Consider the following 23,427-nt stretch of genomic DNA (forward strand, 5'->3'; position numbering starts at 1 on the left):
GACACATGCGACGCGTCATTACGCTTTCCCTCACGTTGGCTTTGGCGGGCACGGCCCTGCAGGCGCAGGCCAATATCAAGCCCGCTTCTGCCGCGCCAGACTTTGCGCTGCGTACATTGGCCGGCCCCAACTTGCGCCTGCAAGAGCAGCGCGGCAAGGTCGTGATGATCAACTTCTGGGCCACTTGGTGCGGCCCCTGCCGCCAGGAAATGCCTCACTTGAGCCGCCTGTACGACAAGTACCGCGCGGCGGGCTTTGTGCTGCTGGGTGTCAACGTCGACGACGATTCAAAGCGTGCGGGCGAGATGGCCCAGCGACTGGCCCTGCCCTTCCCGGTGCTGTTCGATACCGAAAAATCCGTGAGCCGCTTGTACGACCTGGGCACGATGCCGAGCTCGGTACTGATAGACCGCGACGGACGTGTGCGCTATGTGCATGCAGGCTACCAGGCAGGTTTTGAAGACCTGTACGAGAAGCAGATACGGGAGTTGCTGAAATGAAGTCGGCTCTGATCACCTGTGCCTTGATGACGGGAACGCTTTTGCTTACCGGTTGCGCGATGCAGCCATGGGTCAAGCCCTACGAGCGCGAACGCCTGGCTGACCCGATGATGAAGTTCTCACGCGATGCGATGGCCGAAAAGCACATCGAGCATGTGCGCGATGTGCGCGAAGGTGCGCGTGGCGCGACCGGCGTGCAAGGAGGTGGCTGTGGCTGCAACTGATTCCGCGAATAACTCCGCATGGCGCTGGAACCTGCTACGCCACTTGGCCACGCTTCTGGGTGGCGTGCTGGCCGCTTCAGGCGCCCGCGCTGCCGATCTGCCCGAGGACAGCGCCGAGGCGCTGTTCCACTCGTACAACGGCGGCGGCGTGTCGGCGAATGGCCCGGCGCTGCTAGTGCGCAAGCGGCTGGCCGACAAGGTGTCTTTGTCTGCCAGCTATTACCTGGACGCCGTCAGCAATGCGTCTATCGATGTGGTCACCACGGCCAGCCCCTACCGCGAACAGCGCAACGAATATGGACTGGGGATGGACTATGTCTACCGCGACTCAAAAATTTCGCTGGCGGCCTCTACCAGCCGCGAGAGCGACTACACCGCCAACCGTTTCGGCATGGACATTGCACAGGAAACCTTTGGTGGCATGACGTCGATCAGCATGGGTTTCACGCGCGGTGATGACCAGATTGGCAAGAGCAATTCACCCGAATTTGCGGACACCGCAACGCACTGGCAATACCGGCTGGGTGCGACCCAGATCCTGTCGCCACGATGGATCATGAGTGCCAACGCCGAAGTCATGTCTGACGACGGTTTTCTGGGCAGCCCGTACCGCATTGCGCGCGTGTTTGGCGCGGCGGTGCCGGAAAAAACCCCGCGCACCCGCTCTGGGCGCGCGGTGAAATTCCGCGTGATCGGTGACCTGAATGCCCGCGATGCGTTGCACCTCGATTACCGCTACTACTGGGACACCTGGGACATCAAGGCCAATACCGCCGAGGCGGGGTATTCGCGCCATTTTGGCGAGCAGTGGCTGGCCGATGCGTCTTTGCGCTACTACGCGCAAAGCAAGGCCCTGTTTTACAGCGACAACGCGAGCACCGAGACGACTTACATCTCACGCAACCGCCAGTTGAGCACCTTCAACAGCGTGGGCCTGGGTGCAAAAGTGGCCTACACCTGGCGCCGCGCATCGGGCAAGTTCGACATCAAGCTCAACGCCGCACTGGAGACCACGCGCTTCCAGTTCAGCGATTTCACCGACATCCGCACCGGCGAGCTGTACGCCTACAACGCCAACGTGCTGCAGTTCTACCTGTCTGCCAACTTTTGATGAACACGCCCATGCCATCCATCTGCCGCCGCCTGCTTGTCAGCTTCCTTTTCCTGCTGGGCGCAAGCTGCTGGGCGGCTGACGAGCAGCCTGCCACTGCTGTACCTACTCCAGCCGCAACCATGCCCGCGGCGGTTGCCTCCGCCCCGGCGGTGGCTCCTGCTCCGGAGGCGCCGCTGGACAGCCGCGTGCAAGACGTCAAAAGCGACGTGATCAAACTCAACCGCGACCTGCTGGTGCTGGAGGAAGAACTGCTGTTCCCCGCCAACACGCAGTTGGCGGTGTTTCTGTCGATGGATGTGGGCAAGATGTTTGAGCTGGACTCGGTGCAGCTGAAAATCGACGACAAGCAAGTCGCCAGCTACCTCTATACGCCGCGCGAGGTGCAAGCCCTGCACCGCGGAGGTGTGCAGCGTCTGTACCTTGGAAATTTGCGCACCGGCGAGCACGAACTGGTGGCATTCTTCACCGGCGGCGGACCGCATGCGCGCGACTACAAACGCGGTGCTACGGTGAAGTTCACCAAGGACACGCAAGCCAAGTATGTGGAACTGCGCATCCGCGATTCGTCAGCCAAATTGCAGCCCGAGTTTGAGATCAAGCTTTGGCAGTAAGCGGTATGCGTTTGGCACTTCACGCTCCCCAATTTGCGCGGCGCATCGCGGGCGGTGCGCTGTTGGCATTGGCCTGTGCATCCAGCGCGCAGGCCGCACCCAATGGCGAAATCCAGGACCCACATTACGGCGACACGCTGTTCCAGTATTTTCAGGACCGCTACTTCACCGCAGCCACCACGCTGATGGTCTCGCAGCATTTTGGCCGCGTGTCCAAGCATTCCGAGGAAGCCGAGGTGCTGCGCGGTGGCATTTTGCTGTCCTACGGTCTGCACCGCGAAGCGGGCGACATCTTTGAGCGGCTGATCGAGATGGGCGCAACACCACCCACGCGGGACAGGGCCTGGTTCTACCTGGCCAAGATCCGTTACCAGCGTGGCTACTTGCCTGAAGCAGAGAATGCGCTTGCCCGCATTGGCACGTCGCTCGCACCTGAGTTGCAGGAAGAGCGCGGCCTGTTGCAGGCGCAACTGCAAATGGCGCGCGGCGACTATGCAGGCGCGGCCACCGTACTCACTGCGCTGGAGAAGACTGCGCCCGAATCGCGCTATGTGCGCTACAACCTGGGCGTCGCGCTGATCAAGTCGGGCGACGCAGCCAAGGGCAATGCGCTGCTGAATGCGCTGGGTGTTGCATACGCCGAGAACGAAGAGTTCCGCAGCATGCGCGACAGGGCCAATGTGGCACTGGGCTTCGCCGCTCTCGCCGACCAACAGGCTCCAGCCGCACGCAACTACCTGGAGCGCGTTCGGCTCAAAAGCATGCAGGCCAACAAGGCACTGCTGGGTCTGGGCTGGGCCGCTACAACGCAGAAGAACTACACCCTTGCGCTGACACCCTGGCTGGAACTGGCGGACCGTGAGCTGGATGACACCGCCGTGCTGGAGGCCTATATCGCCATTCCCTACGCCTATGCCGAACTCGGCGCCTATAACCAGTCAGCAGAACGCTACCAGCAGGCCATAGCAACCTTCGAGCGCGAAGACAAGGCACTGAACGAATCGATTGCCGAGATCCGCGCGGGCAAACTGCAAAACGCGCTCGTCACCAGCAACCCCGGTGAGGAAATGGGCTGGTTCTGGAGCGTGCGCGATCTGCCGGTGATGCCACATGCCCGGCATCTGGCCCACGTGCTGGCGCAACACGAATTTCAGGAGGCGCTGAAGAACTACCGCGATCTGCAGTTCCTGACCGGCAATCTGCACACCTGGCGCGACAAACTGGGTACGTTTGACGACATGCTGGCAGCACGCCGCAAGGCTTTTGCGGAAAAACTTCCGGATGTACAGACCAGCGCCAACAGTTTGCAGACCGAACCTTTGCGTGCGCGGCATGCAGCCCTGGCTCTGCAAGTGCAACAAGCAGAAGGTGCGGCAGATGGCGTGGCGTTTGCCGATGCGCGCCAAGCCGGTCTACTGCAACGCATAGCCAGCGTGAAATCTGCATTGCAGAATCCGCCAGCCGATATCGACCTGACATCTGCGCAGCAGCGTGTTCGGTTGTCGGAAGGCGTGTTGGCGTGGGAACTGGCGCAAGCCTACCCACAGCGCAGTTGGGAAACGCAAAGGGACTTGAAGGCCACGCAGGACGCGCTGGACCAGGCCCAGAAGCTGGACGCAGCACTCAAGCAGGCACAACGCGACGAGCCTGTGCGCTTTGACGCCTTTGGCGCCCGCATCAAAGCCATCAGCCCGGTATTGCAAACAGAGATCGCCCGCGTCGACAAACTCACACAGGAACAGGCACTGGCCTTGCAAGACATTGCCATCACAGCCCTGCGCCAGCAGCAGGAGCAACTGGCGCAGTACACGACCCAGGCCCGCTTTGCGGTAGCGCAGTTGTACGACCGCGGCACGGCGCAACGGCAAGACGCCGCGACGACTGGGGAGGCGAATCGTGCGCGCTAGGCAAGGACTCACATTACTGGCGATTGGATTGTTGGCCGCCTGCGCGGGCAAGCGCGACCGGGTCGCAGACAACGAGCCCACGCTGAAGACACTGGCCAACCGCACCGTGACCGTTCAGCCGGACCAGAGCCCGATGGCGAGCAATCCTGCGCAAGCCATTGAAGCGTATCGACAGTTTCTGGCGGTGGCGCCTAAAGCCTCGCAACGGGTCGAAGCCATGCGCCGCATGGGCGATCTGGAGATGGATCGCGCTGACTTTCCGGAAGCTGGCGCAACTGCGGACCCGGACTACCGCGCAGCGATTGCGCGCTACCAGGAGTTCCTGAAGACCTACCCCAACGACCCTACGAACGACCGTGTGCTGTACCAGTTGGCCCGCGCACAGGAACAGGGCGGCGATCTGGGTGCCGCACTCCAAACGCTGGATCGTCTGGTCAAGGAACACCCCACCACGTCACACGGCGATGAAGCCCAGTTCCGCAGGGGCGAGCTGCTGTTCACAGCGCGCAAGTACACCGAGGCCGAAACGGCCTACGCCACGGTGTTGGCGGTCAGTCCGCCCAGCCGCTACCAGGACCGTGCGCTCTACATGCAAGGCTGGTCGCAGTACAAACAGGGCAAGCTGGAGCCGGCACTGCTCTCCTTCTTTGGTGTGTTGGACCAGAAGCTGGGGCAACCGGAAGCCGAGTCCGCCGAGCTCACTCGGGCGGACCGTGAATTGGTGGAGGACACGTTCCGTGTCACTAGCCTGAGCCTCAGCAGCCTGCAGGGCGCGCAGTCCATTCCGACCTACATCACGTCCGAAGAGCGCCTACGCTACGAGCCACGCGTCTACGAAGAATTGGGCGAGCTGTACCTGAAGCAGGAGCGCGTGAAGGACGCTGCCGATACGTTTGCCCTGTTTGGCCAACGCAAGCCTCTCAATGCCAAAGCGCCGCTGTTGCAAGCGCGCGTGATCGACGTTTACGCACGCAACGGCTTTGCAACGCTGGCGCTGGCAGCCAAGAAAGACTATGTGCTGCGCTACGGGCGCACCAGCGAGTTCCGCACGACCAACCCCAAGGGCTGGGAGCAAGCGCAGGCACCGGTCAAGGCCCACCTGGCCGAGCTGGCGCAGTATTACCATGCCAGTGCGCAGAAGAACAAGAGCACGACCGATTACCAGGAAGCCGCGCACTGGTACCGCGAATCATTGGCCAGCTTTCCGGAGGATCCCGATAACGCCCAAACCAACTTCCTGCTCGCGGAGCTGCTACAGGAAGATGGCCGCATTCCGGAAGCGACGGTCGAATACGAAAAGACGGCCTATACCTACCCGGCACACGCACGCAGCGCAGATGCGGGCTACGCCGCGCTCTTGGGCTACGCGCAGCAGCAAAAGACGGCGCCCGCCGCCCAGACACAGGCCCTTGCCCAAACCGGTGTGTCCAGCTCCCTGCGTTTTGCCAAGGTATTCCCTGGCGATGCGCGCGCAGCGCCTGTGCTGGCCGATGCCGCGGAAAAGCTGTATGCGCTCAAAGACTCGGAACGCGCAGCCACCGTCGCGCAATCCATCCTGGCGTTGCAGCCCCCCGCCGCCGAGCCACAGCGCCGCGTTGCGTGGACCATCGTTGCCTACACCAGCTTTGACGCCGGAAACTTCGGCCCGTCCGAGGCAGCATTTGGCGAGATATTGAAACTGACCGCCCCCAATGCAGCGAACCGCAGCGAATTGGTGGAACGTCAGGCCGCAGCCATCTACAAACAGGGTGAACAGGCCCGTACCGCCGGAGCCATGCGCGAAGCGGTGGCGCACTTTGAACGCGTGGGCCAGGTTGCTCCGCAGTCCAGCGCCAACGCGGCGGCGCAATACGATGCAGCGGCGCTGCTGATCGCCTTGAAGGACTGGAGCGCCGCAGCGCGCAGTCTGGAAGATTTCCGCCAGCGTTATCCCGGCCATGCGTTGCAGGCAGAAGTGGGCGGCAAGTTGGCACTGGTCTATCTGGAACAAAAACAATGGGGCAGCGCCGCGACGGAACTGGAGCGCCTGTCGGCATCCAACACAGACCCGGTAGTGGCGCGCGATGCGCTATGGCAGTCTGCCGAGCTATACCAAAAGGCTGGCAACCGCGCTGCGGCGCTCAAAACCTATGAGCGCTACCTGTCGCGCAACCCGCAGCCACTGGAGCCCGCACTCGAAGCGCGCTATCGCCTCGCCGAAATGGCCAGGGAAGACGGCAACACCAACCGCACGCTGGCTTTGATGAAAGACATCTTGCAGGCAGATCAGAACGGCGGTACGGCGCGCACCGCGCGCACGCGCTTCCTTGGCGCAACCGCCGCGCTGGCGCTGGCCGAACCCGTTGCCAAGGCGTACACCCAGGTTGCACTGACCGAGCCGCTGCAAAAGCAGTTGAAGCTCAAGAAGGCCCGCATGGAGGAAGCCTTGAAGGCCTACGCGGTTGCCACCGACTACGGCGTGGCGGATGTCACAACCGCCACCACCTACCGCATCGCCACCGTGTACCACGACTTCAGCAAGGCACTGATGGCATCGGAGCGGCCCAAGAAGCTCAACAAGCTGGAGCGCGAACAGTACAACGTGTTGCTGGAAGAACAGGCCTTTCCGTTTGAGGAGAAGGCGACAGAAATCCACGAAGCCAACGCCCGCCGCGCTGCCAGCGGCATTTACGACAGCTGGGTGCAGAGCAGCTTCGACGCACTGCGGGTGCTGCGCCCGGTGCGCTACGGAAAAACGGAGCGCAGCGACACCGCTGCAACCGAAGCGGCTGTTCTGAACCAGCAGGGGATTGACTTGCGCAAGGCTGGCCAGTTTGCCAAGGCTAGGGAAGCCTATGAACAGGCCATCGCCAAAGACGCGAGCTACGCGCCTGCCGCGCTGAATCTGGGCATTCTGTTTGACCTGTACCTGGGCGACAACGCCCGCGCGCTGGCGCTGTACGACCGCTACCTGGCGCTGACACCGCAGGGCGATTCCACAGTCACCAAATGGGTGGCAGAGCTGAAGAACCGCAAACCCGCACTGGCCGCTGCTGCATCCCGGGAGAAAGCATGACGTTGAATACGAATCTTGCAGTTGTAGCCTGCCTCCTGTGCATCGCCCAGAGCAGTGGCGCACAAGACCGCGCAGACATGGACCGCACGCAAATCATCGGCAACCGCGAGTTGCCCAAAGTGCTTTACATCGTGCCGTGGAAGAAGCCACTGCCTGGCGATCTGGTGGGGCGCCCCCCAGTCAGCGTGCTGGACGAAGCGATGGCGCCGCTGGACCGCGATGTGTTTCGCCGCCAGGTGACCTACGACACCCAGACACGCGAAAAGAGCCCTGCACCACCGAGCAATCCAACGGCAACACCGGCCACACCCCCAACTGCATCTGCTGCAACGCCAAACAAGCCTGCGCAATAACCATTTCACGCCATTTTTCAACGGAGCAAAGCCATGAACGCCCTCAACACCGCCATCAAGTTTTTTCAGGACTGCGGCCTATTTATTTACCCCAGCGTGCTGATCATGTCGCTGGGTCTGGCGATTGCGATCGAGCGCTTCATCTTCCTGCGCAAGACGCGCAGCCAGAACCGCGAAGTTTGGGCCCAGGTGCAACCCATGCTGCAAAAGGGGCAGTTCAAGGAAGTGCGCGGCATCACATCGCACTCGGACGCCGCGGTCGGCAAGATCGTGAACTACGGTCTGACGCGCATGCAAAGCCCGGGACGACGCGAAGACTACGACGCCGCAATGGAGGAAGGCATGATGGAAATCGTGCCGCGTCTTGAAAAACGTACGCACTACATCGCCACTTTTGCCAACGTGATTACACTGGTGGGCCTGCTGGGCACCATCATTGGGCTGATCAAGGGCTTCACAGCGGTGGCCCAAGTGAACCCGGCCGAAAAGGCCGAGCTGTTGTCGGCCAGTATTTCCATCGCGATGAACAACACGGCGTTTGCGCTGATGGTGGCGATTCCGTTCCTGCTGGTGCATGCCTTCCTGCAAGCGCAGACGATGGAGATCGTCGACGGACTGGAGGCGGCCAAGATGAGTTTTCTGAATCTGGTGCAGCGCATACGCGCTGAACAGACAGCCCACGCTTCTGAACAAAGCCGCTGAGCCAGGAAAGTAACGTCATGAAAGTTAGACGCCTACGCAAAGATGTGGCGCATCTGGAGATCACCGCTTTCATCAACCTGATCGTGGTGCTGGTACCGTTTTTGCTGTCCACGGCGGTGTTCACCCGTCTGGCCATCATCGATCTGACACTGCCCGCACAGAGCGCGAGCGCACTGGAACAGGTGAAGGCCGACAACCTGCAGCTCGAGATCGTTGTGCGCGCCGATGCGCTCGAAGTCGGCGACCGCATTGGCGGACTGATAGAGCGCATTCCCGCCACGGCCACCGGCCCCGACCTGCGCGCACTGTCCCAGTTGGTACAGCAAATCAAGACACGCTTTCCAGCCAAGCTGGACGCGACCGTGCTGGCCGAACCCAACACGTCGTATGACACGCTGGTGCAGGTGATGGATGCGGTGCGCGCCGGGCATATGGCACAGGATGGCAAGGTGGTGCGCTCCGAGCTGTTCCCGAATATTTCCATCGGTGACGCACCGATACGCAAACCCTAGGGTCGCGCATGAAACTCACCCCCTTGCAAAAGCGTGCAGCACGGCGCAACCGCAACCAGACCATGGTGGACATGAATCTGGTGTCGCTGATCGACGTGTTCACCATCCTGATCTTCTTCCTGCTGTCCAACGCCAGCGGCGTGGAGACGCTGCCCAGCCCCAAGGCCGTGCTACTGCCGGAGTCGGTGGCCGAGCAGAGCCCTCGCGAGACGATTGTGGTCATCGTCAGCGCCAATGAAATCCTGGTCGATGGCCGCAAGGTTGCTTCGGTCGCGGATGTTCTGGCGATGGAAGGCGACATGATTGATCCGCTGAAAGCCGAACTCGATTTGCTGCAAGCAAGCCGTCAAGTGGTCCGCAAGGAGAATGAAGACTTGAGCAAGCGCCTGACCATCATGGGCGACAAGGAAATTCCGTACCGCCTGCTGCGCAAGATCATGGTCACCAGCGCGCGGGCCAATTTCCAGGACGTGTCTTTCGCCGTACGGCAGAGGCTGGAATCATGAGCGCGGCAACGACAGTTTCCTTCCAGCAAGCGGTACTGCCTTGGGCCGGGTCGGCCCAGGATGAATTGCGTTTTGCACGGATTCAGCGCGCCGTGCTGGTACTCACAACGCTGCTGTGCCTGGTCGTTCTGCTGATGCCTATCGTGCAGCCGGACCGCAGCCAGGTCCAGGAATTGCCGCCACGGCTGGCCACGCTGATATTGGAAAACGCCAAGCCACCGCCTCCTCCGCCCAAACCCATAGTAGAGGCTGCGACCCGAACAGAGCAGACCACCGCGGAAGCACCGCGCAAGACGGCACCAAGCAAGGAAGCTCCGGTTCCCGAGGCACGTGTGCCACAGCCGAACAAGCCGCCAGGCGAAGTGGACGCGGCGCGGCGCAAGGCAGCGGGTGTAGGCTTGCTGGCAATGTCCAAAGATCTGGCCGAGATGCACGGCGCACCGCTGGCAGTCCAACTCGCCCCCGTTAAGCAGGGTCCTGGGGTCGGCACGGGAACCGGCGTTGGTGTAGGCGCGGGCACGGAAGCCGGGCTGCCCACCCGGGCGCTGATCACCTCCAACGCCACTGGCGGCAGCGGCGGCATCAACACCGCAGGCTTCAGCCGCAACACCGGCGGTGGCGGTTTGGCCGGCCGCTCCACCACGCTGGTGGAAGGCGCTGCGGGCGGCGGAGGTGGAGGGGGTGCAGGCGGTGGTGGCGCACGAGGGCGCGGTGACGGCACCGGCAGCGGCCTGGCATCCGCCGGGGGCAACGTGCAACGCGGTGGCAGTGGCAAGGCTTCGCGCTCGATCGAGGAAATCAAACTCGTATTCGAGCGCAACAAGGGCGCGATTTACGCGATCTACAACCGCGCGCTGCGGGAAGAGCCCGGTCTGCAAGGCAAGGTGGTGTTGGAACTGAAGATTGCGCCCTCTGGCCAGGTGCTGGAGTGCCGCATTGTGTCTACCGAGTTGAAAGCCTCTGAACTGGAAGCCAAGCTGCTGGTACGCATACGCCAGTTTGATTTTGGCGCCAAGGATGTAGACCAGATGGTGGTGACTTGGCCGGTGGACTTTTTACCGTCCTGAATAACATTGGTTGGCGCTACCGGGGAAGGGAAACTGTGCGGGGCCTCATGGTGTGCCTAAGGCCACACAAATCGGCTCCGCACAGTTTCCCTTCCCCGTTCGAGATGTAGTTATCAACTGCCCGCTTCACTACATTTTTTCTCGCTGGAGTGGGGAGTGTCGGGAGCCGATTTGTGTGGCCTTAGGCACACCATGAGACCCCCAACACTCCACACTCCGGCAGGACACCAAGCCACTTTACGAATGCCCAAGCTCCAACGCATGGAACACACGAACTGCCGCATACGCATCGTTCGCCGCATAAATAAGCTGCGCTTCCGTCAGCCGGGCATTCGCCCAATTGCTGGTTGCGGCCTTTTTTGATTTGATGAAGCGCTGGTTGAACAGAACCGCGACCGCCCCCTTGACGCCCATGTCCTTGCGGTAGCCGCGCTCCCGAAAAATGGTGTTCAGCTCCAGGATGCCCTGGGGCTCAATGCCCAGCTTGTGAATGATGCGTTTTTTGTCGTCGCCGAGGCCAAAGCCGGCCTTCGCGATACCCCCCAATGCCAATAGTTCGGCGGCAACGGCGCGGCAATCGGATTCGTGCAGTTGAAATACCCAGGCGCGCTCAGAGGTGGAGAGCTGCAGTATGTGAGGGCCATCGGACTCCTCTCCTACCTTGAAAGTGGGTTTGGACTCGGTATCAAACCCCCAAGCTTTGGTCTTGATGAGCTCGGATTTGGCTCGAACGGCCTGCTCTCCGGTGTTGACCAGAGTGATGCGATCCAGTCCCAGGCGCTCAAAAGGTGGCAGTAGGGCAATGGCGTCTTTGTCGGGGGTGGGATGGTGCGGTGTATGCATGGGGTCGTATCATCGCCGCTTAAGGACCTCTGATATGAAAAAAACATTCCCCCTGACCGTTGAAGGCAAGAACCCAGACCGCCTGCTCGATGCGACCAAGCATGACATCCGCAAATACCTCAAGCGCGAGCGCCGCCGCGATCTGCCTGAAGGGGCGGATTTTTGGGATTTTGACTGCCGCTTTGGTGCAACGCCCGAGACTTCGGTGCTGGCCCATGTGGCCGAATTGATTGATCTGATTGACGCAGCGGCGAAGAATGGCGACAAGCAGTTTTACATTGAAATTCTGGCTCGCCCCGCACAGCGCGCACCACGGCCCCCAAGCACTGACGCCGAATAAATCTCTTATAGTGGCGGCCACCATTCACGAGGTGTTGCATGTTTCTGTTCAAGCGCAATGTCAAGCTGCATGTCACCATCATCGGCTTGTTCGTGCTGCTGACCTTTCCGGTCATGCTTACTTTTGTGCTTGTCAGCTACCGCGCCAATACGCTGCTGATCGAGGACTACTCGAACCGGTTCATTGAAAAGTCGGTCAACGACAACATCCACAACGCGGCCCGGCTGCTCAATCCCATCATCAGCACGGTGCGCTCCACCGGCGCGCTGATGCGCGACAAACCTGAATATTTCCGCGAGGAATCCTCCACCGATTACCTGCACGAGGTTGTCGAGTCCAACGAAGCGGTCTACGCCGCCTACGCGGGCTTTGAAGACGGATCATTTCGCCAGGTACGGCGGGCTGTGCGCGGCAAGACGGTGCTGGACAAACCGGTCGCTGACGATACCCAGTTCATAGACCGGTACATCGATGCCCGCAAACGTGGCGGCAGCGGAACAGCGACGGACGTCTATCGCTTTCACTCTGACTGGAACAAGGTGCTGGCCGCCGATTCCGGCCCCGCCGCCTACGACCCGCGTACCCGGGGCTATTACAAGGACGCATTGAAACAAAAGGCACTGATCGTGTCAGACGTCTATCCGTTTGCCAGTTCTGGCGAGCTGGGCATTACGGTGACGATTCCGGTGATTCGCAAGGAAAGCACGATTGGCGTGTTCGCAGTGGACCTGACACTCAAGACTCTGTCGCGCTACCTGGCGGACAACCGGGTGTCACCCAATAGCATCACCATCATGGCAGACGAGCGCGGCGGCGTGATCGCCCATCCGGATCTCGAGCGCGGCCTGACCCTGCAGGGCAACGACATGGTGCAAAACCGGCTCGACAAACTCGGAGATTTCCGGGTGATGGCCGCTTTGGGCAAACGCTTGTCCAGCGGGCAGGACCGTTTCCTGTTTACAGCAGGCCCAGCAGACACCGAGTACATAGGCATCTTCTCGCCCTTCCCCAAGGACTTCAACAAGCCCTGGGAGTTGCTGACCATCACGCCCACTGATGATTTTGTCGGCGTGATCAAGGACACCAACCGCAAGCTGCTGGTCTTTGGCGCTTTGGCGGTGTTGCTGCAACTGCTTTTGATCCATTGGCTGTCCAAGGCCGTTTCCAGACCCATGGAGCAACTGGCCAAGGATGTCTCCGTCATTCGCGAGTTCCGCTTTGACAACCGGCCGATGGTGCAGTCGCGGGTGACCGAAGTAGACCATCTGGCAAAGGCGGTGTTTCTGCTGACAAGCGCCTTGGAGTCCTTTACCTCCTATGTGCCGCGCGGTCTGGTGCGCCAGTTGGTGGATTCCGGTCAGGGCGCAAAGCTGGGGGTGGAAAGCCGTTACCTGTCGTTGTTCTTCACCGATCTGGAAGGCTTTTCCTCCCTGTCCGAAACCGAGCCATCGCAGCAGTTGCTGGCACGGGTATCCGATTACTTCTCCAGCGTCACCAGCGCGGTGGAGAGCGAGCACGGTACGGTAGACAAATACATTGGCGACGCAGTGATGGCGTTCTGGGGAGCGCCCAACCGCATTGCCAACCATGGCTACCTGGCCTGTGTGGCGGCAGTGCGTTCGCAACGCCGCATGGCAATTCGCAACCGGGATTGGGCCGCGCAAGGGCTGCCACCGCTCAACGTTCGCATCGGCATCCACAGCGATTCGGTGCTGGTCGGCAATGTAGGGTCGCGTGAACGGGTCAGCTACACCGTGATGGGTGACGGCGTGAACGTAGCCTCCCGCCTTGAGGGCCTGAACAAGGAAATGGGCACCAAGGTCTGCGTGAGCCATTCGGTGTACCGCGATGCCGGTGGCCAGCTATGGCTGCGCCCTATCGACATGGTGACCGTCAAGGGCCGCAAGGGCGAACTGCCGGTCTATGAAGTGCTGGCGATCCGCGACGGCGATGCCGAAGTGGCCGCCACCGAAGACGAGATGGCACTGTGCAACATGACCACCTCGGCCTATGCCTTGTACATGCAGCGCGACTATGCAAGATCGCAAGCCGCATACGAAGCCATTCTGCAGCGGTTTCCGGGCGATGGCGTTGCGTTGCGGATGGCCGAGAAAAGTCGCCAAGCACTTGTATAGGAAAGCATCTCCCATGCGCAATCACACACGGTCAGTACGCTGGGGACCTGCGTTGCTCCTGGCGATATTGGGCCTGGGCGCAGCTGTTGCACAGGCGCGCGACATGGCCGAGATCAAGGCCAGCGGCAAGTTGATCGTCGCGATTCCCGACCAACGCAATCCGCCCTTCTTCTTTGAAGACCAGGGCGAACTCAAGGGTCTGGACATTGACCTGGCCAAGTCCGTGGCAGAGGCCCTGGGTGTTCAGGCCGTATTCAATCGGGATGGCAAAAGCTTTAACGACGCGGTCAAACTGGTCGCCGAGGACAAAGCCGACATGTCGGCCGCGAAGATCAGCCGCACTTTGGCGCGCTCGCAGATCGTGCTGTTCAGCAACCCCTACATCACGCTGCCACATGCGATGCTGGTCAATCGCCTGCGATTTGCGCAAATCGCCAAAGGCAAGGGCATGGCGGAGGTTATGCAGGATTACAGCGACACGGTGGGCGTGATCGCGAACTCGTCCTTCGTGGGCTACGCCAAGACCTACTTCCCCAAGGCCAAGGTAGTGGAGTTCGCTACCTGGGACCAGGTAGTGGATGCTGTTGCCAAGGGCGATGTGAGCACCGCGTACCGCGACGCGTTTGAAGTCAAACGCATCATCAAGGTTAAGCCCGATCTGGTGCTGACGGTGCGCTCCGTGATGATTGAGGACATCAAGGACACGATTGGCATCGCGGTCAACAGCAAAAATTACCTGCTGCTGAACTTCCTGAATTTGTTTCTGGAACAAAAGAACATCAAGTTCACGTCCGAACAAATTCTGAGCAAGTACGAGAAATTTTTGAACTGATCTGCGGAGTCACCATGGATCTGAAAAAGTTGCCGACACACCCGGTCACCATCATCGGTTCGATCGCGTTGGGCGTTGCCTGCGGCCTTTATGCGCCGGAGTTGGCGCGCAGCCTGAAGTTCATCGGCGACATTTACATCGACTTACTGAAGATGGTGATACTGCCCTTCCTGGTATCGGCAGTGATCATCAGCATCAACCGCCTGGCACACAACCCACAGGCATCGCGCTACGTTGCGCGCATCGTCGTCAGCCTGTTGGCTGGCATGGCACTGGCGGGGGCCGTGGGCTTGGTGTACATGAAGATCGTGCAACCCGGTGGCAATATGGACCAGGCGACTATGCAATCGTTTGGCCGACTGGTGCAAGCTGATATCAGTGGGGTCGAAACCAGCATCCACCTACTGTCACCAACCGTTGCCGACAAACAGGATGGCATGCTGATCAAGCTGGTGTCGCGCATGATTCCCAACAACATCTTTGGCGCACTGTCCGTGGGCGACACGCTCAAGACGCTGTTTTTCGCGCTGTTGTTCGGGTTTGCGGTGACCAAGTCGCCGCCCAGTTCCACAGCGGGGTTCATTGCCGTATGTGATGTGGTGTTCAAGGCCTGCCAGAAGCTCACTACCTGGCTAATGGTGCTACTGCCGTTGGCGTCGTTCTCACTGGCCGCCGACCAGATTGCCAATACCGGTTTTGAGCCGTTCAAGGTGATGTTGCACTTCATCATTGCCTTTGGTGCGGTCACCTTGATTTTGCTGGCGGTGTGCATCGCCATCATCGCGGCCAAATCTGGGCGCGGCCTGGCCTACAGCGTGGCGTCGCAAGAAGGTCCGTTCTTTCTGGCCGTGGCCACGCGCAACAGTGCAGCCTGCATGCCGGCGATGCTGATTGCGATGGTGGACAAGCTGGGCTTCAACAAGGCCATCACCGAGCTGCTGGTGCCATTGGGTACCGCGTTGTTTCGGGTTGGGCCCGTGCTGTACTACTGCATGGCGACGGTGTTCATCGCGCAGTTGTATGGCCGCGATCTGGCTGCCGCTGACTTCTTGTTGATCCTTGTCGCCTCCCTAATCGCTGGCTTTTCTTCGACCGGCATGAACGGCATCGTCACGATTTCCCAAACCACCATCGTCTGTTCGCTACTGGGCCTGCCTTTTGAAGCAGCGTTCGTGTTGTTTGTTGCCGTGGAACCCATTTGCGATACCTTGCGCACGACCTTGCTTGTCATTTCCATCAACGCCTTGGTCGCGCTGATCACACCGCTGGGTGAAGAGACGGATAGCGCAGATCCCGCAACGCCACTGGTGAGTGCAGCCTGATGGACACCCAGCAGCAGGCTCTGCTGGGCATTTTGGGCGGCATGGGGCCTTTGGCTACGGTCGATTTCCTGGGTAAATTGACCCGATTGACGCCGGCAAAACGTGATCAGGAACATTTGCCCTGGGTCACGTTCAGCCAACCCGGGATCCCAGATCGAAGCACGGCCATACAGTCTGGCGGCAATGCTCCGGCGCCCTTTCTGACCAAAGGCGTTGCCTGGCTGGCGGCGCAAGGTGCACAGCTGATCGCCATTCCCTGCAATACCAGCCACTACTGGTACGAGCAGATGCAGGCGGCCTCCACTACGCCGATTTTGCATATTGCAGACGCCACGATAGAAGAAATGCAGTTGCGCACCGAGCCCGCCGGGTTGGTGGCAGTACTCGCAACCCGCGGCACCATGCAGGCTGGCATCTACAGCATTCGCCTGCGAGAGCGGGGCTTTGACGTCGCAAACATCCATGAAGAGGACCAGGTATCGGTCGACCAGATCATCAAGGACGTCAAAGCGGGCGAAGTAGGGGCCGCGCGGGATGCGATGCGCGCCCTGCTGCTATCGCTGGCCGGGCGCGGCGTGCAAACCGCGATTCTGGGTTGCACGGAGTTGCCCATCGCCCACATGGTACGCGCAGGTGATGCGCCCAGCGGCGTGCACGCCATCGACACGTCGCTGGCACTGGCCGCCGTCTGCCTGCGCCGGCTAGGCTATTTGTAAATGATGGGAAAATTGCACCTACCCCGATGACAAAAGAGACAAGACACCATGACAAACGCCCGCGCATTGTTTGACCAACTCAACACCCAGTACCTCGCCATCCACAAAGCGAAAGAAGATCTGTTCTGGGACACCTATATGGCGGTCTCCAGCGATGACGCCGGTTTCGCCCGCGCGGAAGAAAGTTACAAGAATTTCATCTCTGACCCGCAGCGACTGGCCGAAGTTCGCAATGCACTCGTCAGCCTGCCCACGACAGATGCCGATCCTGAAACAGAGGCACTGCGCCACGGCCTCCAAGGCTGGCAAGCGCTGTTCGAAAGCAACATCATCGACAACGATGCGGCACGCCAGCTGATGCGTGAACTGATTGCACTGGAGTCCGGGTTGTTTGCAAAACGCCGCGAGCTGGTACTGCAACATACCAACGAAGCGGGCGAGGTAGAGGAAACCACACTCAGCGGACTGGCCACCAATCTGTCAACCAACCGCAGCGAGACTGCGCGCAAAAGCTCTGTCGATGCGATGCTGATGCTGGAGCGCTGGGTGCTGGACAACGGCTTTCTTGATATTGTGAAGAAGCGCAACGCCTTTGCCCGCGCACAAGGCTTTGCCAACTATTTTGACTTCAAAGTGCAAAAGAACGAACAGATGAGCGCGGAGCAACTGTTCACCATCCTGGACGACTTTGAAGTCCGCACGCGCGATGCCAACACGCGCGCCTTGGGCGACCTTGTTCGTCTCCATGGCGCGGACGCCACAGAGCCCTGGAATCTGCGCTTCCATATCGGTGGGGATGTCACGCGCCAGCTCGATCCGTATTTGTCTTTTTCCAAAGGGCTGGATCGCTGGATTCGCAGCTTCCGACATTTGGGCATCTCCTACCGCGGTGCCACTATGCAACTGGATTTACTGGAGCGCAAGGGCAAATACCAAAACGGTTTTTGTCATGGCCCGATACCTCCTTACTTCAATGCGAAGGGCCAATGGATTCAAGGCCAGATCAACTTTACGGCGAATGCCCAGCCCAACCAGATTGGCAGTGGTGCACGCTCCATCAATACCCTGTTCCATGAGGGTGGGCACGCTGCGCACTTCGCCAATGTGACACAAAACGCCCCCTGCTTCTCGCAGGAGTTTGCGCCCACCTCCATGGCCTACGCAGAAACACAATCCATGTTTTGCGACAGCCTGCTGGACGATGCCGACTGGCTCAAGCGCTATGCGCGCAATTCCGAGGGCCAAGCCATTCCGGATGCCCTGATCCATGCCCGTATCCAGAGCGCGCAACCCTTTGCCGCATTTGCCGAACGTGGGATTCTGGTAGTGCCCTATTTCGAACGTGCGCTGTACCAGTTGACGGAAGATGCATTAACACCCGAGCGCGTCATCGCGCTGGCGCGTGCGACGGAGCTGCGCATTCTGGGTGTCGCCACCGGACCTCGACCTCTGCTTGCCATTCCCCACTTGTTGAACCAGGAATCCGCCGCGGCCTACCACGGTTATTTGCTGGCCAATATGGCCGTGTACCAGACACGCGCCTACTTTGAGCGCACGTATGGCTATCTGACTGACAACCCCGCCATCGGCCCCGCGTTGGCAGAACACTACTGGGCGCGCGGCAACAGCATCAACCACAACGCGACGCTGGTCAGTTTGACTGGCGAATCGTTCAATGCCAAGTACCTGGCGGACAGTTGCAATCAGACGGTGGAAGAGGCATGGGCTGAGGCCCAGGCCAAGATGACCGCCGCAGAAAAACGCGAATACCCACCGGCGCCCATTCCTGACCTGGACGCCACGATCCGCATCGTGCACGGCGCGGAACTGATTGCGGACAACAGCGAATCGGAAGGCGCCATGTGCCAGCAATTCGAGCGCTGGGTCGAACAGCGCTACCCGGCCACGGCCTGATTTCCGAAGCTACTTATCAACGGCCATATGTTCTACTTTTTGGTCGAGTAGCACTTCTGGCGCTTCCGCTTCGATCCAGCTTTCATTGTTCAATCCGGCATGCAGGCGTTGGGTGTCCAAATCGCCTGTCCACTTGGCCACTACGATGGTAGCCACACCATTGCCGACCAGATTGGTCAGTGCACGCGCCTCTGACATGAAGCGGTCGATACCCAGGATCAAGGCCAAGCCTGCGACTGGCACCGTACCGACTGCAGAGAGCGTCGCAGCCAGCACAATGAAACCACTGCCAGTAATACCCGCTGCACCTTTGGATGTAAGCAGCAGCACCGCCAACAAGGTCAGCTCCTGCGTCAGCGTCATCGGCGTGTTGGTAGCCTGGGCGATGAACACTGCCGCCATCGTCAGGTAAATGGACGTGCCATCCAGATTGAACGAATAGCCAGTGGGAATGACCAGCCCGACAACCGATTTGCGAGCACCCAGGTTCTCCATCTTTTCCATCATGCGCGGCAGCACCGACTCCGAAGACGACGTGCCCAGCACGATCAGCAGCTCTTCCTTGATGTATTTGACAAACTTCCACACGGAAAAACCGTGCAGCCGGGTGATGGTGCCCAGCACAACGAAGATGAAGATCAGACAGGTCAGGTAGAACGTACCCATCAGCTTACCCAGCGAGAACAGCGAATCGACGCCGTATTTGCCGATCGTGAAGGCCATTGCACCAAATGCACCAATCGGTGCCAATTTCATGATGATGCCGACGATGTCGAACAGCACATGGGACAGTTTTTCAATCAGATCAAACACCATCGTGCCGCGTCCACCAAATTTGTGCAGCGCAAAGCCAAACAGCACAGAGAACAGGAGCACCTGCAGGATTTCACCTTTGGCGAAGGCATCGACCACCGAGGTGGGAATCACGTTCAGAAGGAAATCCACCGTGCCAACCATCTTGCCCGGTCCGGTGTAGGCGGCAATGCCTTTGGTATCTAGCGTGGAGGCGTCCACATTCATGCCCGTGCCAGGTGCCAGCAGGTTGACGGTGACCAGACCGACGATCAAAGCCAGCGTACTGACCACTTCAAAGTACAACAGCGCCAGGCCGCCCGTTTTGCCAACCTTCTTCATGTCTTCCATGCCCGCGATACCGATCACCACGGTGCAGAAGATGATGGGCGCGATGATCATCTTGATCAGCTTGATAAAGCCATCACCCAGTGGCTTCATGTCAGCGCCGGTCTGCGGATAGAAATGGCCAAGGAAAACACCCAGCAACACCGCCACAATGACCTGAAAATACAGAGAGCGGTACAACGGGCGCTTGGTCGGGGATGCGGATGTCTGCATGGGGTCTCCTGGAAGTTTTATACGCCAGATTGGAACCGAATTCCGCTATCCTTGCACCACCGCTTTACACACAGGCACCCACCATGCAGCAGCAAGTCCTTCATTCCCCCATTCTTTGGGTTATCCGCTCCATCGTTGCAATTGCGCTTGCCGGTAGCACCATGTTTGCAATGGCTGGCACATCGTCGGTGGTCAGCACCGGGTCTGAATCGATTGGTAGCTCCTCTGCTTCGATTGAAAAGTCCAGCAACAGCATCTCTGGCGGGGATCGCCATGTCGCGCAGGGCGATTACACCGTGGTCGAGGTCGCTGCGCTGGAGCAACGGCCAGGGATGCTGCGCGTGCATCTACAGGCCGTTGCTGGCACTGAAGATTTCTATTTGCTATTGCCGCGCCAGGCTGCAGAGCGCGGTGCAGTGGCAGTGGGCCAGGTAATCGCTGCAGAGCAACGCCCTTATGGCATCGCGTTTACAGTAGCAGGCGCGCACATCGCAAAATCAGAGCCCTTCTTCCTGGTGCTGGACGATGCCTGGTACCGCGAGCTGGACAGCCGCCCCGTCTCTGGCTAACTTGATTGCCCTTCGCGGCGCAGCGCTGGGCTGTGCCTGGTTGGTGTCAGCTGCCGCCCACGCCAGTTCACTGAACTACTGCCAGCAAACCGCCGAGCCCACTGCGGCAGTGCAGGACCGGCTGATCCAGGTCGCAGCCATCGTCAAACAAACACTCGACGATTCCGGCCAAAACTTGGCGCTGATCTCACGTTCCGGCCTGGCCTTGCAACGGCTTGGGCAAAGGTACTCGCACGCCGGCATCAGCCTGAAAGCCAGCCCCAATACACCGTGGTCAGTGCGCCAACTGTATTACGCATGTGACGCGCAGCGGCCGAAGATATTTGACCAGGGCATGAGCGGTTTTGTGTTGGGTGCAGAAGACCCTGGTGAAGGTTATCTCTCTATCGTGCTGCTGCCGCCAGAAGCTGCTGCGGCACTTGAGAGAGCCGCTTTGGACGAGCATCTGGCGCTGCAATTGCTGAGCCCCAATTACAGCGCCAATGCCTACGCATTCAGCCTGCACTACCAGAACTGCAATCAGTGGCTGGCCGAGTTAATGGCCGCCGCATGGGGAGCCTTAACACCCCATGAATTGACCATTGCAGAAGTTGGCTCACGCAGCCAAGCCCAACAATGGTTGCAGGCCGAAGGCTACATGCCCACCGTGTTGCGCGTGGGTTGGCAACCTCTCATGTGGCTGGCGCGCCAGTTGCCTTGGCTGCACAGCGACGACCATCCGCAGGAAGACCTGGCTGCGGCGCAATTTCGCGTCAGCATGCCGCAATCGATTGAATCGTTTGTGCGGGCGCGCTGGCCGGGTGCAGAGCGCATGGAGGTGTGCTACACCGCGAGCCACGTGGTATTGCACCGCGGCTGGGAACCCATCGCTGATAAGTGCACCCCCGCCGAGGGCGACGAAGTACGTTCTCTTTTAAGCGCGGAGCATCGGTAGACGAACGCGCAGGACTTGCGAAGCCTGCGCTGGGTCATCCGGGTCGGTCACCAAGGTCACTATCCAGAAACCCTCGTCCGCTTTCGCTGAAATTCCTTCTACTTTGGGGCTGCCTATCAGTGGAAAAATACGCCTCACTTCGCCATCGGCCCCTACGATGCCAATCACAGACCCGACGCAGGCGCCGTCCTGCACACTGTCTGCCGTGTCCTCTGCTACAGCGCAAAACATCCACTCTCCGCCACTCAGTACAGTGCCATCCGTCAAGCTGAACGGCACGCCATTGATGCTGCCCAGTTGCAACACCTGCACGCTCTTGGGTTGCGGTGGTTGGGCTGTAAGACCTGCCAGCCAGGGTGCTATCTGATTCCAGTCATAGCGAATACAGGCACTGCGCGCATCGCCTTTGTTGCCACGCTGCAGCAGCATCAGCTCGCCGCTGACCACCAACACGCCTTCAATATTCAAATCTGCAAAGCGTTTGTGCAAAGGCGCATACAGCGCAGCCAGGTTCAGCGTAGCCATCCGGCCATTGGGAACACCGTGCGCATCCAGCGCCATCAGCACCGCGGTTTCGCGATTCTGTTTGGACCCCGAACCCAGAGCTAGTAAAGCACCGGCCGGACACCCAGGTAAAGCGGGCAGCAATGCCAAGGCTTCCAAATCAGGTTTGGCCTTCTTGCGCTCGCGTTTGTCGTTTGGCAAACTGCCGTCCAGCAGTCGCAACAAGGCGCCGGTTGTAGATGCCGCGCCCGGTTCTGCGCTGTCAGCAAACACCCCGAGGTGCAGTTCATCGTCTGCCACCACAAAGAACCGTCCGTGCAGATGTACCAAACCGCTGGCTGCGCTCAGAAACGGTTGCCCGCGCGGGTGCTGCAGAGGGTCCACCCAAAGGGATTGAACGAGCAGTGGCTGCAAGCCTTCGCTAGCGGGAGTATCTGGCATCATTCCGGCATGGTACCGATAGAAACCCCCATCCTCTTTACCGCCCACACCGAACCCGATGGCTTGCAAGTGGATGCCTGGTCGAATGAGCCACTGCTGCTTTCGCTGGAAATGGGCGGAAGCAACTGGCCCAGTTCCTGCCGCAACGGCACCTGCCGAACCTGCATTGGGCAGTTGGTCAGCGGCACCGTGCGCTATGAGGTGGAATGGCCGGGTATCACCACCGAGGAACAGGCGGAGGGCTATGTGTTGCCCTGTATCGCGCACCCTTGCAGCAACGTGGTGCTGCGGCAAGGCTACTGATATTTCGGGGCCGTTCTGTGGCCCTTAAATCTCGGCAAAGGCAGTTTCAAACTGGTGGCGCTTGGAGCGTAAGGCCTCCATAGCGCCGAACTGCATGACATCTGCCAGCAGACCATACGCCGCCGTCCACGCTTCACGTACTTCGTCGGTGAACTTGTCACCCAGACCCGCGCTCAGCGTGGTCAGCAATGCAGTGCCCACGGTGACGTAGTGCTCGTCCTGCACGCCATAGTTCACGTGACGGGCGCCCAGATTGCGCAGTACCGGAGCCAAGGCATCCAGATCACTGAGACCGGCCACGGCAGAGTTCAGCACCGACATCAGCATGCGGCCTTGTGTTGCCATATCGCCCTTGAACATGGGGCGCAGCGCCGGGTCCAGTGTGAAGAGCTGGTTGTAGAAGATTTCAGCGGCTGTTTCTGCGATCGGGCGTACGTGCTCGAAAGACGATTGCACGAGAGCGACTTGATTTTGGTTCATGGTTGCAGTTCCTCAGGATTTTGTTTTAGACGTTGCACATATCCCAAGATCTGTGCCAACTACAAAACCCAATGGAATCAACAACTTACAGAAACCCGCACGGCAAAGTCTGTCTGCGTTTCCCGACAAACAAACATTCGGATTCAAAAACCCCATATAAATCAACAACTTGCGTTGTCGGCGCCAACAG

General features: G+C 59.8%; 24 protein-coding genes. 20 read left to right on the plus strand and 4 right to left on the minus strand.

All coding sequences use genetic code 11. The annotated features are described in order from the left end of the window. Positions 1–5 precede the first annotated feature (5 nt). The 11 genes from AC1DV6_RS00215 to AC1DV6_RS00265 are packed head-to-tail and all read left to right on the plus strand — an operon-like array spanning position 6 to position 10,551. The gene (locus tag AC1DV6_RS00215; RefSeq protein WP_477974181.1) at positions 6–500 is read left to right on the plus strand and encodes a peroxiredoxin family protein; all 495 of its coding nucleotides are present in this window, start codon (positions 6–8) and stop codon (positions 498–500) included. Continuing rightward, a complete protein-coding gene (locus AC1DV6_RS00220; RefSeq protein WP_477974182.1) occupies positions 497–724 on the plus strand; it encodes a DUF4266 domain-containing protein in 228 nt (75 codons plus the stop codon). The genes AC1DV6_RS00215 and AC1DV6_RS00220 overlap by 4 nt, the downstream gene beginning before the upstream one ends. Further along, positions 711–1,835 carry a DUF3570 domain-containing protein gene (locus AC1DV6_RS00225; RefSeq protein ID WP_477974183.1) on the plus strand — a complete coding sequence of 375 codons (1,125 nt, stop codon included), beginning with the start codon at positions 711–713 and terminating at the stop codon, positions 1,833–1,835. The genes AC1DV6_RS00220 and AC1DV6_RS00225 overlap by 14 nt, the downstream gene beginning before the upstream one ends. 11 nt (positions 1,836–1,846) lie before the next feature. Further along, positions 1,847–2,449, plus strand: a complete 603-nt coding sequence (locus tag AC1DV6_RS00230; protein WP_477974184.1) for an AraC family transcriptional regulator — start codon at positions 1,847–1,849, stop codon at positions 2,447–2,449. 5 nt (positions 2,450–2,454) lie between these two features. Continuing rightward, positions 2,455–4,356, plus strand: coding sequence for a tetratricopeptide repeat protein (locus tag AC1DV6_RS00235; protein WP_477974185.1), 1,902 nt, complete (start codon positions 2,455–2,457; stop codon positions 4,354–4,356). After that, positions 4,346–7,411 (plus strand): tetratricopeptide repeat protein, encoded by a 3,066-nt coding sequence (locus AC1DV6_RS00240; RefSeq protein WP_477974186.1) that lies wholly within the window; start codon positions 4,346–4,348, stop codon positions 7,409–7,411. Before AC1DV6_RS00235 ends, AC1DV6_RS00240 begins: the two co-directional genes overlap by 11 nt. Then, positions 7,408–7,764, plus strand: a complete 357-nt coding sequence (locus AC1DV6_RS00245; protein WP_477974187.1) for a hypothetical protein — start codon at positions 7,408–7,410, stop codon at positions 7,762–7,764. Before AC1DV6_RS00240 ends, AC1DV6_RS00245 begins: the two co-directional genes overlap by 4 nt. 33 nt (positions 7,765–7,797) lie before the next feature. Beyond that, positions 7,798–8,466: a MotA/TolQ/ExbB proton channel family protein gene (locus AC1DV6_RS00250; protein ID WP_477974188.1), complete on the plus strand. Its 669-nt coding sequence runs from the start codon at positions 7,798–7,800 to the stop codon at positions 8,464–8,466. Between the two features lie 17 nt (positions 8,467–8,483). Next, the gene (locus tag AC1DV6_RS00255; RefSeq protein ID WP_477974189.1) at positions 8,484–8,978 is read left to right on the plus strand and encodes an ExbD/TolR family protein; all 495 of its coding nucleotides are present in this window, start codon (positions 8,484–8,486) and stop codon (positions 8,976–8,978) included. 8 nt (positions 8,979–8,986) lie between these two features. Then, a complete protein-coding gene (locus AC1DV6_RS00260; RefSeq protein WP_477974190.1) occupies positions 8,987–9,484 on the plus strand; it encodes an ExbD/TolR family protein in 498 nt (165 codons plus the stop codon). Next, positions 9,481–10,551, plus strand: coding sequence for an AgmX/PglI C-terminal domain-containing protein (locus tag AC1DV6_RS00265; RefSeq protein WP_477974191.1), 1,071 nt, complete (start codon positions 9,481–9,483; stop codon positions 10,549–10,551). The genes AC1DV6_RS00260 and AC1DV6_RS00265 overlap by 4 nt, the downstream gene beginning before the upstream one ends. A gap of 237 nt (positions 10,552–10,788) precedes the next feature. Here AC1DV6_RS00265 and AC1DV6_RS00270 read toward each other — a convergent pair whose 3' ends face one another. Next, complete coding sequence (locus AC1DV6_RS00270; RefSeq protein WP_477974192.1) at positions 10,789–11,394, minus strand: 3'-5' exonuclease; 606 nt, start codon at positions 11,392–11,394, stop codon at positions 10,789–10,791. A gap of 34 nt (positions 11,395–11,428) precedes the next feature. On the opposite strand from AC1DV6_RS00270, the gene AC1DV6_RS00275 reads away from it, so the two are divergent. The 6 genes from AC1DV6_RS00275 to AC1DV6_RS00300 are packed head-to-tail and all read left to right on the plus strand — an operon-like array spanning position 11,429 to position 18,653. Next, positions 11,429–11,734: a DUF6172 family protein gene (locus AC1DV6_RS00275; RefSeq protein WP_477974193.1), complete on the plus strand. Its 306-nt coding sequence runs from the start codon at positions 11,429–11,431 to the stop codon at positions 11,732–11,734. A 38-nt stretch (positions 11,735–11,772) separates the two neighbouring features. Then, entirely contained in the window at positions 11,773–13,869 is a 2,097-nt protein-coding gene (locus AC1DV6_RS00280; protein ID WP_477974194.1) for an adenylate/guanylate cyclase domain-containing protein, read from the plus strand. A 13-nt stretch (positions 13,870–13,882) separates the two neighbouring features. Then, positions 13,883–14,701: a substrate-binding periplasmic protein gene (locus AC1DV6_RS00285; protein WP_477974195.1), complete on the plus strand. Its 819-nt coding sequence runs from the start codon at positions 13,883–13,885 to the stop codon at positions 14,699–14,701. Positions 14,702–14,715: 14 nt separating this feature from the next. Continuing rightward, entirely contained in the window at positions 14,716–16,023 is a 1,308-nt protein-coding gene (locus tag AC1DV6_RS00290) for a dicarboxylate/amino acid:cation symporter (protein WP_477974196.1), read from the plus strand. Beyond that, complete coding sequence (cuyB, locus tag AC1DV6_RS00295) at positions 16,023–16,739, plus strand: cysteate racemase (protein ID WP_477974197.1); 717 nt, start codon at positions 16,023–16,025, stop codon at positions 16,737–16,739. The genes AC1DV6_RS00290 and cuyB overlap by 1 nt, the downstream gene beginning before the upstream one ends. Positions 16,740–16,787: 48 nt before the next feature. Next, positions 16,788–18,653 (plus strand): M3 family metallopeptidase, encoded by a 1,866-nt coding sequence (locus AC1DV6_RS00300; RefSeq protein WP_477974198.1) that lies wholly within the window; start codon positions 16,788–16,790, stop codon positions 18,651–18,653. A gap of 9 nt (positions 18,654–18,662) precedes the next feature. On the opposite strand, the gene AC1DV6_RS00305 is transcribed toward AC1DV6_RS00300, so the two are convergent. Beyond that, positions 18,663–20,006 (minus strand): dicarboxylate/amino acid:cation symporter, encoded by a 1,344-nt coding sequence (locus AC1DV6_RS00305; RefSeq protein WP_477974199.1) that lies wholly within the window; start codon positions 20,004–20,006, stop codon positions 18,663–18,665. 83 nt (positions 20,007–20,089) lie between these two features. Between AC1DV6_RS00305 and AC1DV6_RS00310 the strand changes: the two genes are divergently transcribed. Both AC1DV6_RS00310 and AC1DV6_RS00315 read left to right on the plus strand, forming a co-directional pair. Beyond that, entirely contained in the window at positions 20,090–20,575 is a 486-nt protein-coding gene (locus AC1DV6_RS00310; protein WP_477974200.1) for a hypothetical protein, read from the plus strand. Between the two features lies 1 nt (position 20,576). Beyond that, the gene (locus AC1DV6_RS00315; protein WP_477974201.1) at positions 20,577–21,509 is read left to right on the plus strand and encodes a DUF2145 domain-containing protein; all 933 of its coding nucleotides are present in this window, start codon (positions 20,577–20,579) and stop codon (positions 21,507–21,509) included. On the opposite strand, the gene AC1DV6_RS00320 is transcribed toward AC1DV6_RS00315, so the two are convergent. Next, the gene (locus AC1DV6_RS00320; RefSeq protein ID WP_477974202.1) at positions 21,489–22,457 is read right to left on the minus strand and encodes a DUF6929 family protein; all 969 of its coding nucleotides are present in this window, start codon (positions 22,455–22,457) and stop codon (positions 21,489–21,491) included. The two genes, AC1DV6_RS00315 and AC1DV6_RS00320, sit on opposite strands and share 21 nt — an antisense overlap. A gap of 6 nt (positions 22,458–22,463) precedes the next feature. Between AC1DV6_RS00320 and AC1DV6_RS00325 the strand changes: the two genes are divergently transcribed. Then, positions 22,464–22,757, plus strand: coding sequence for a 2Fe-2S iron-sulfur cluster-binding protein (locus tag AC1DV6_RS00325; RefSeq protein WP_477974203.1), 294 nt, complete (start codon positions 22,464–22,466; stop codon positions 22,755–22,757). A 24-nt stretch (positions 22,758–22,781) separates the two neighbouring features. Here the strand turns inward: AC1DV6_RS00325 and AC1DV6_RS00330 are convergent, their stop codons facing one another. After that, on the minus strand, positions 22,782–23,237 hold the full coding sequence (locus AC1DV6_RS00330) for a globin family protein (RefSeq protein ID WP_477974204.1): 456 nt from the start codon (positions 23,235–23,237) through the stop codon (positions 22,782–22,784). Between the last annotated feature and the right edge of the window lie 190 nt (positions 23,238–23,427).

The organism is Rhodoferax sp. P2_H8_2 (genome assembly GCF_056403235.1).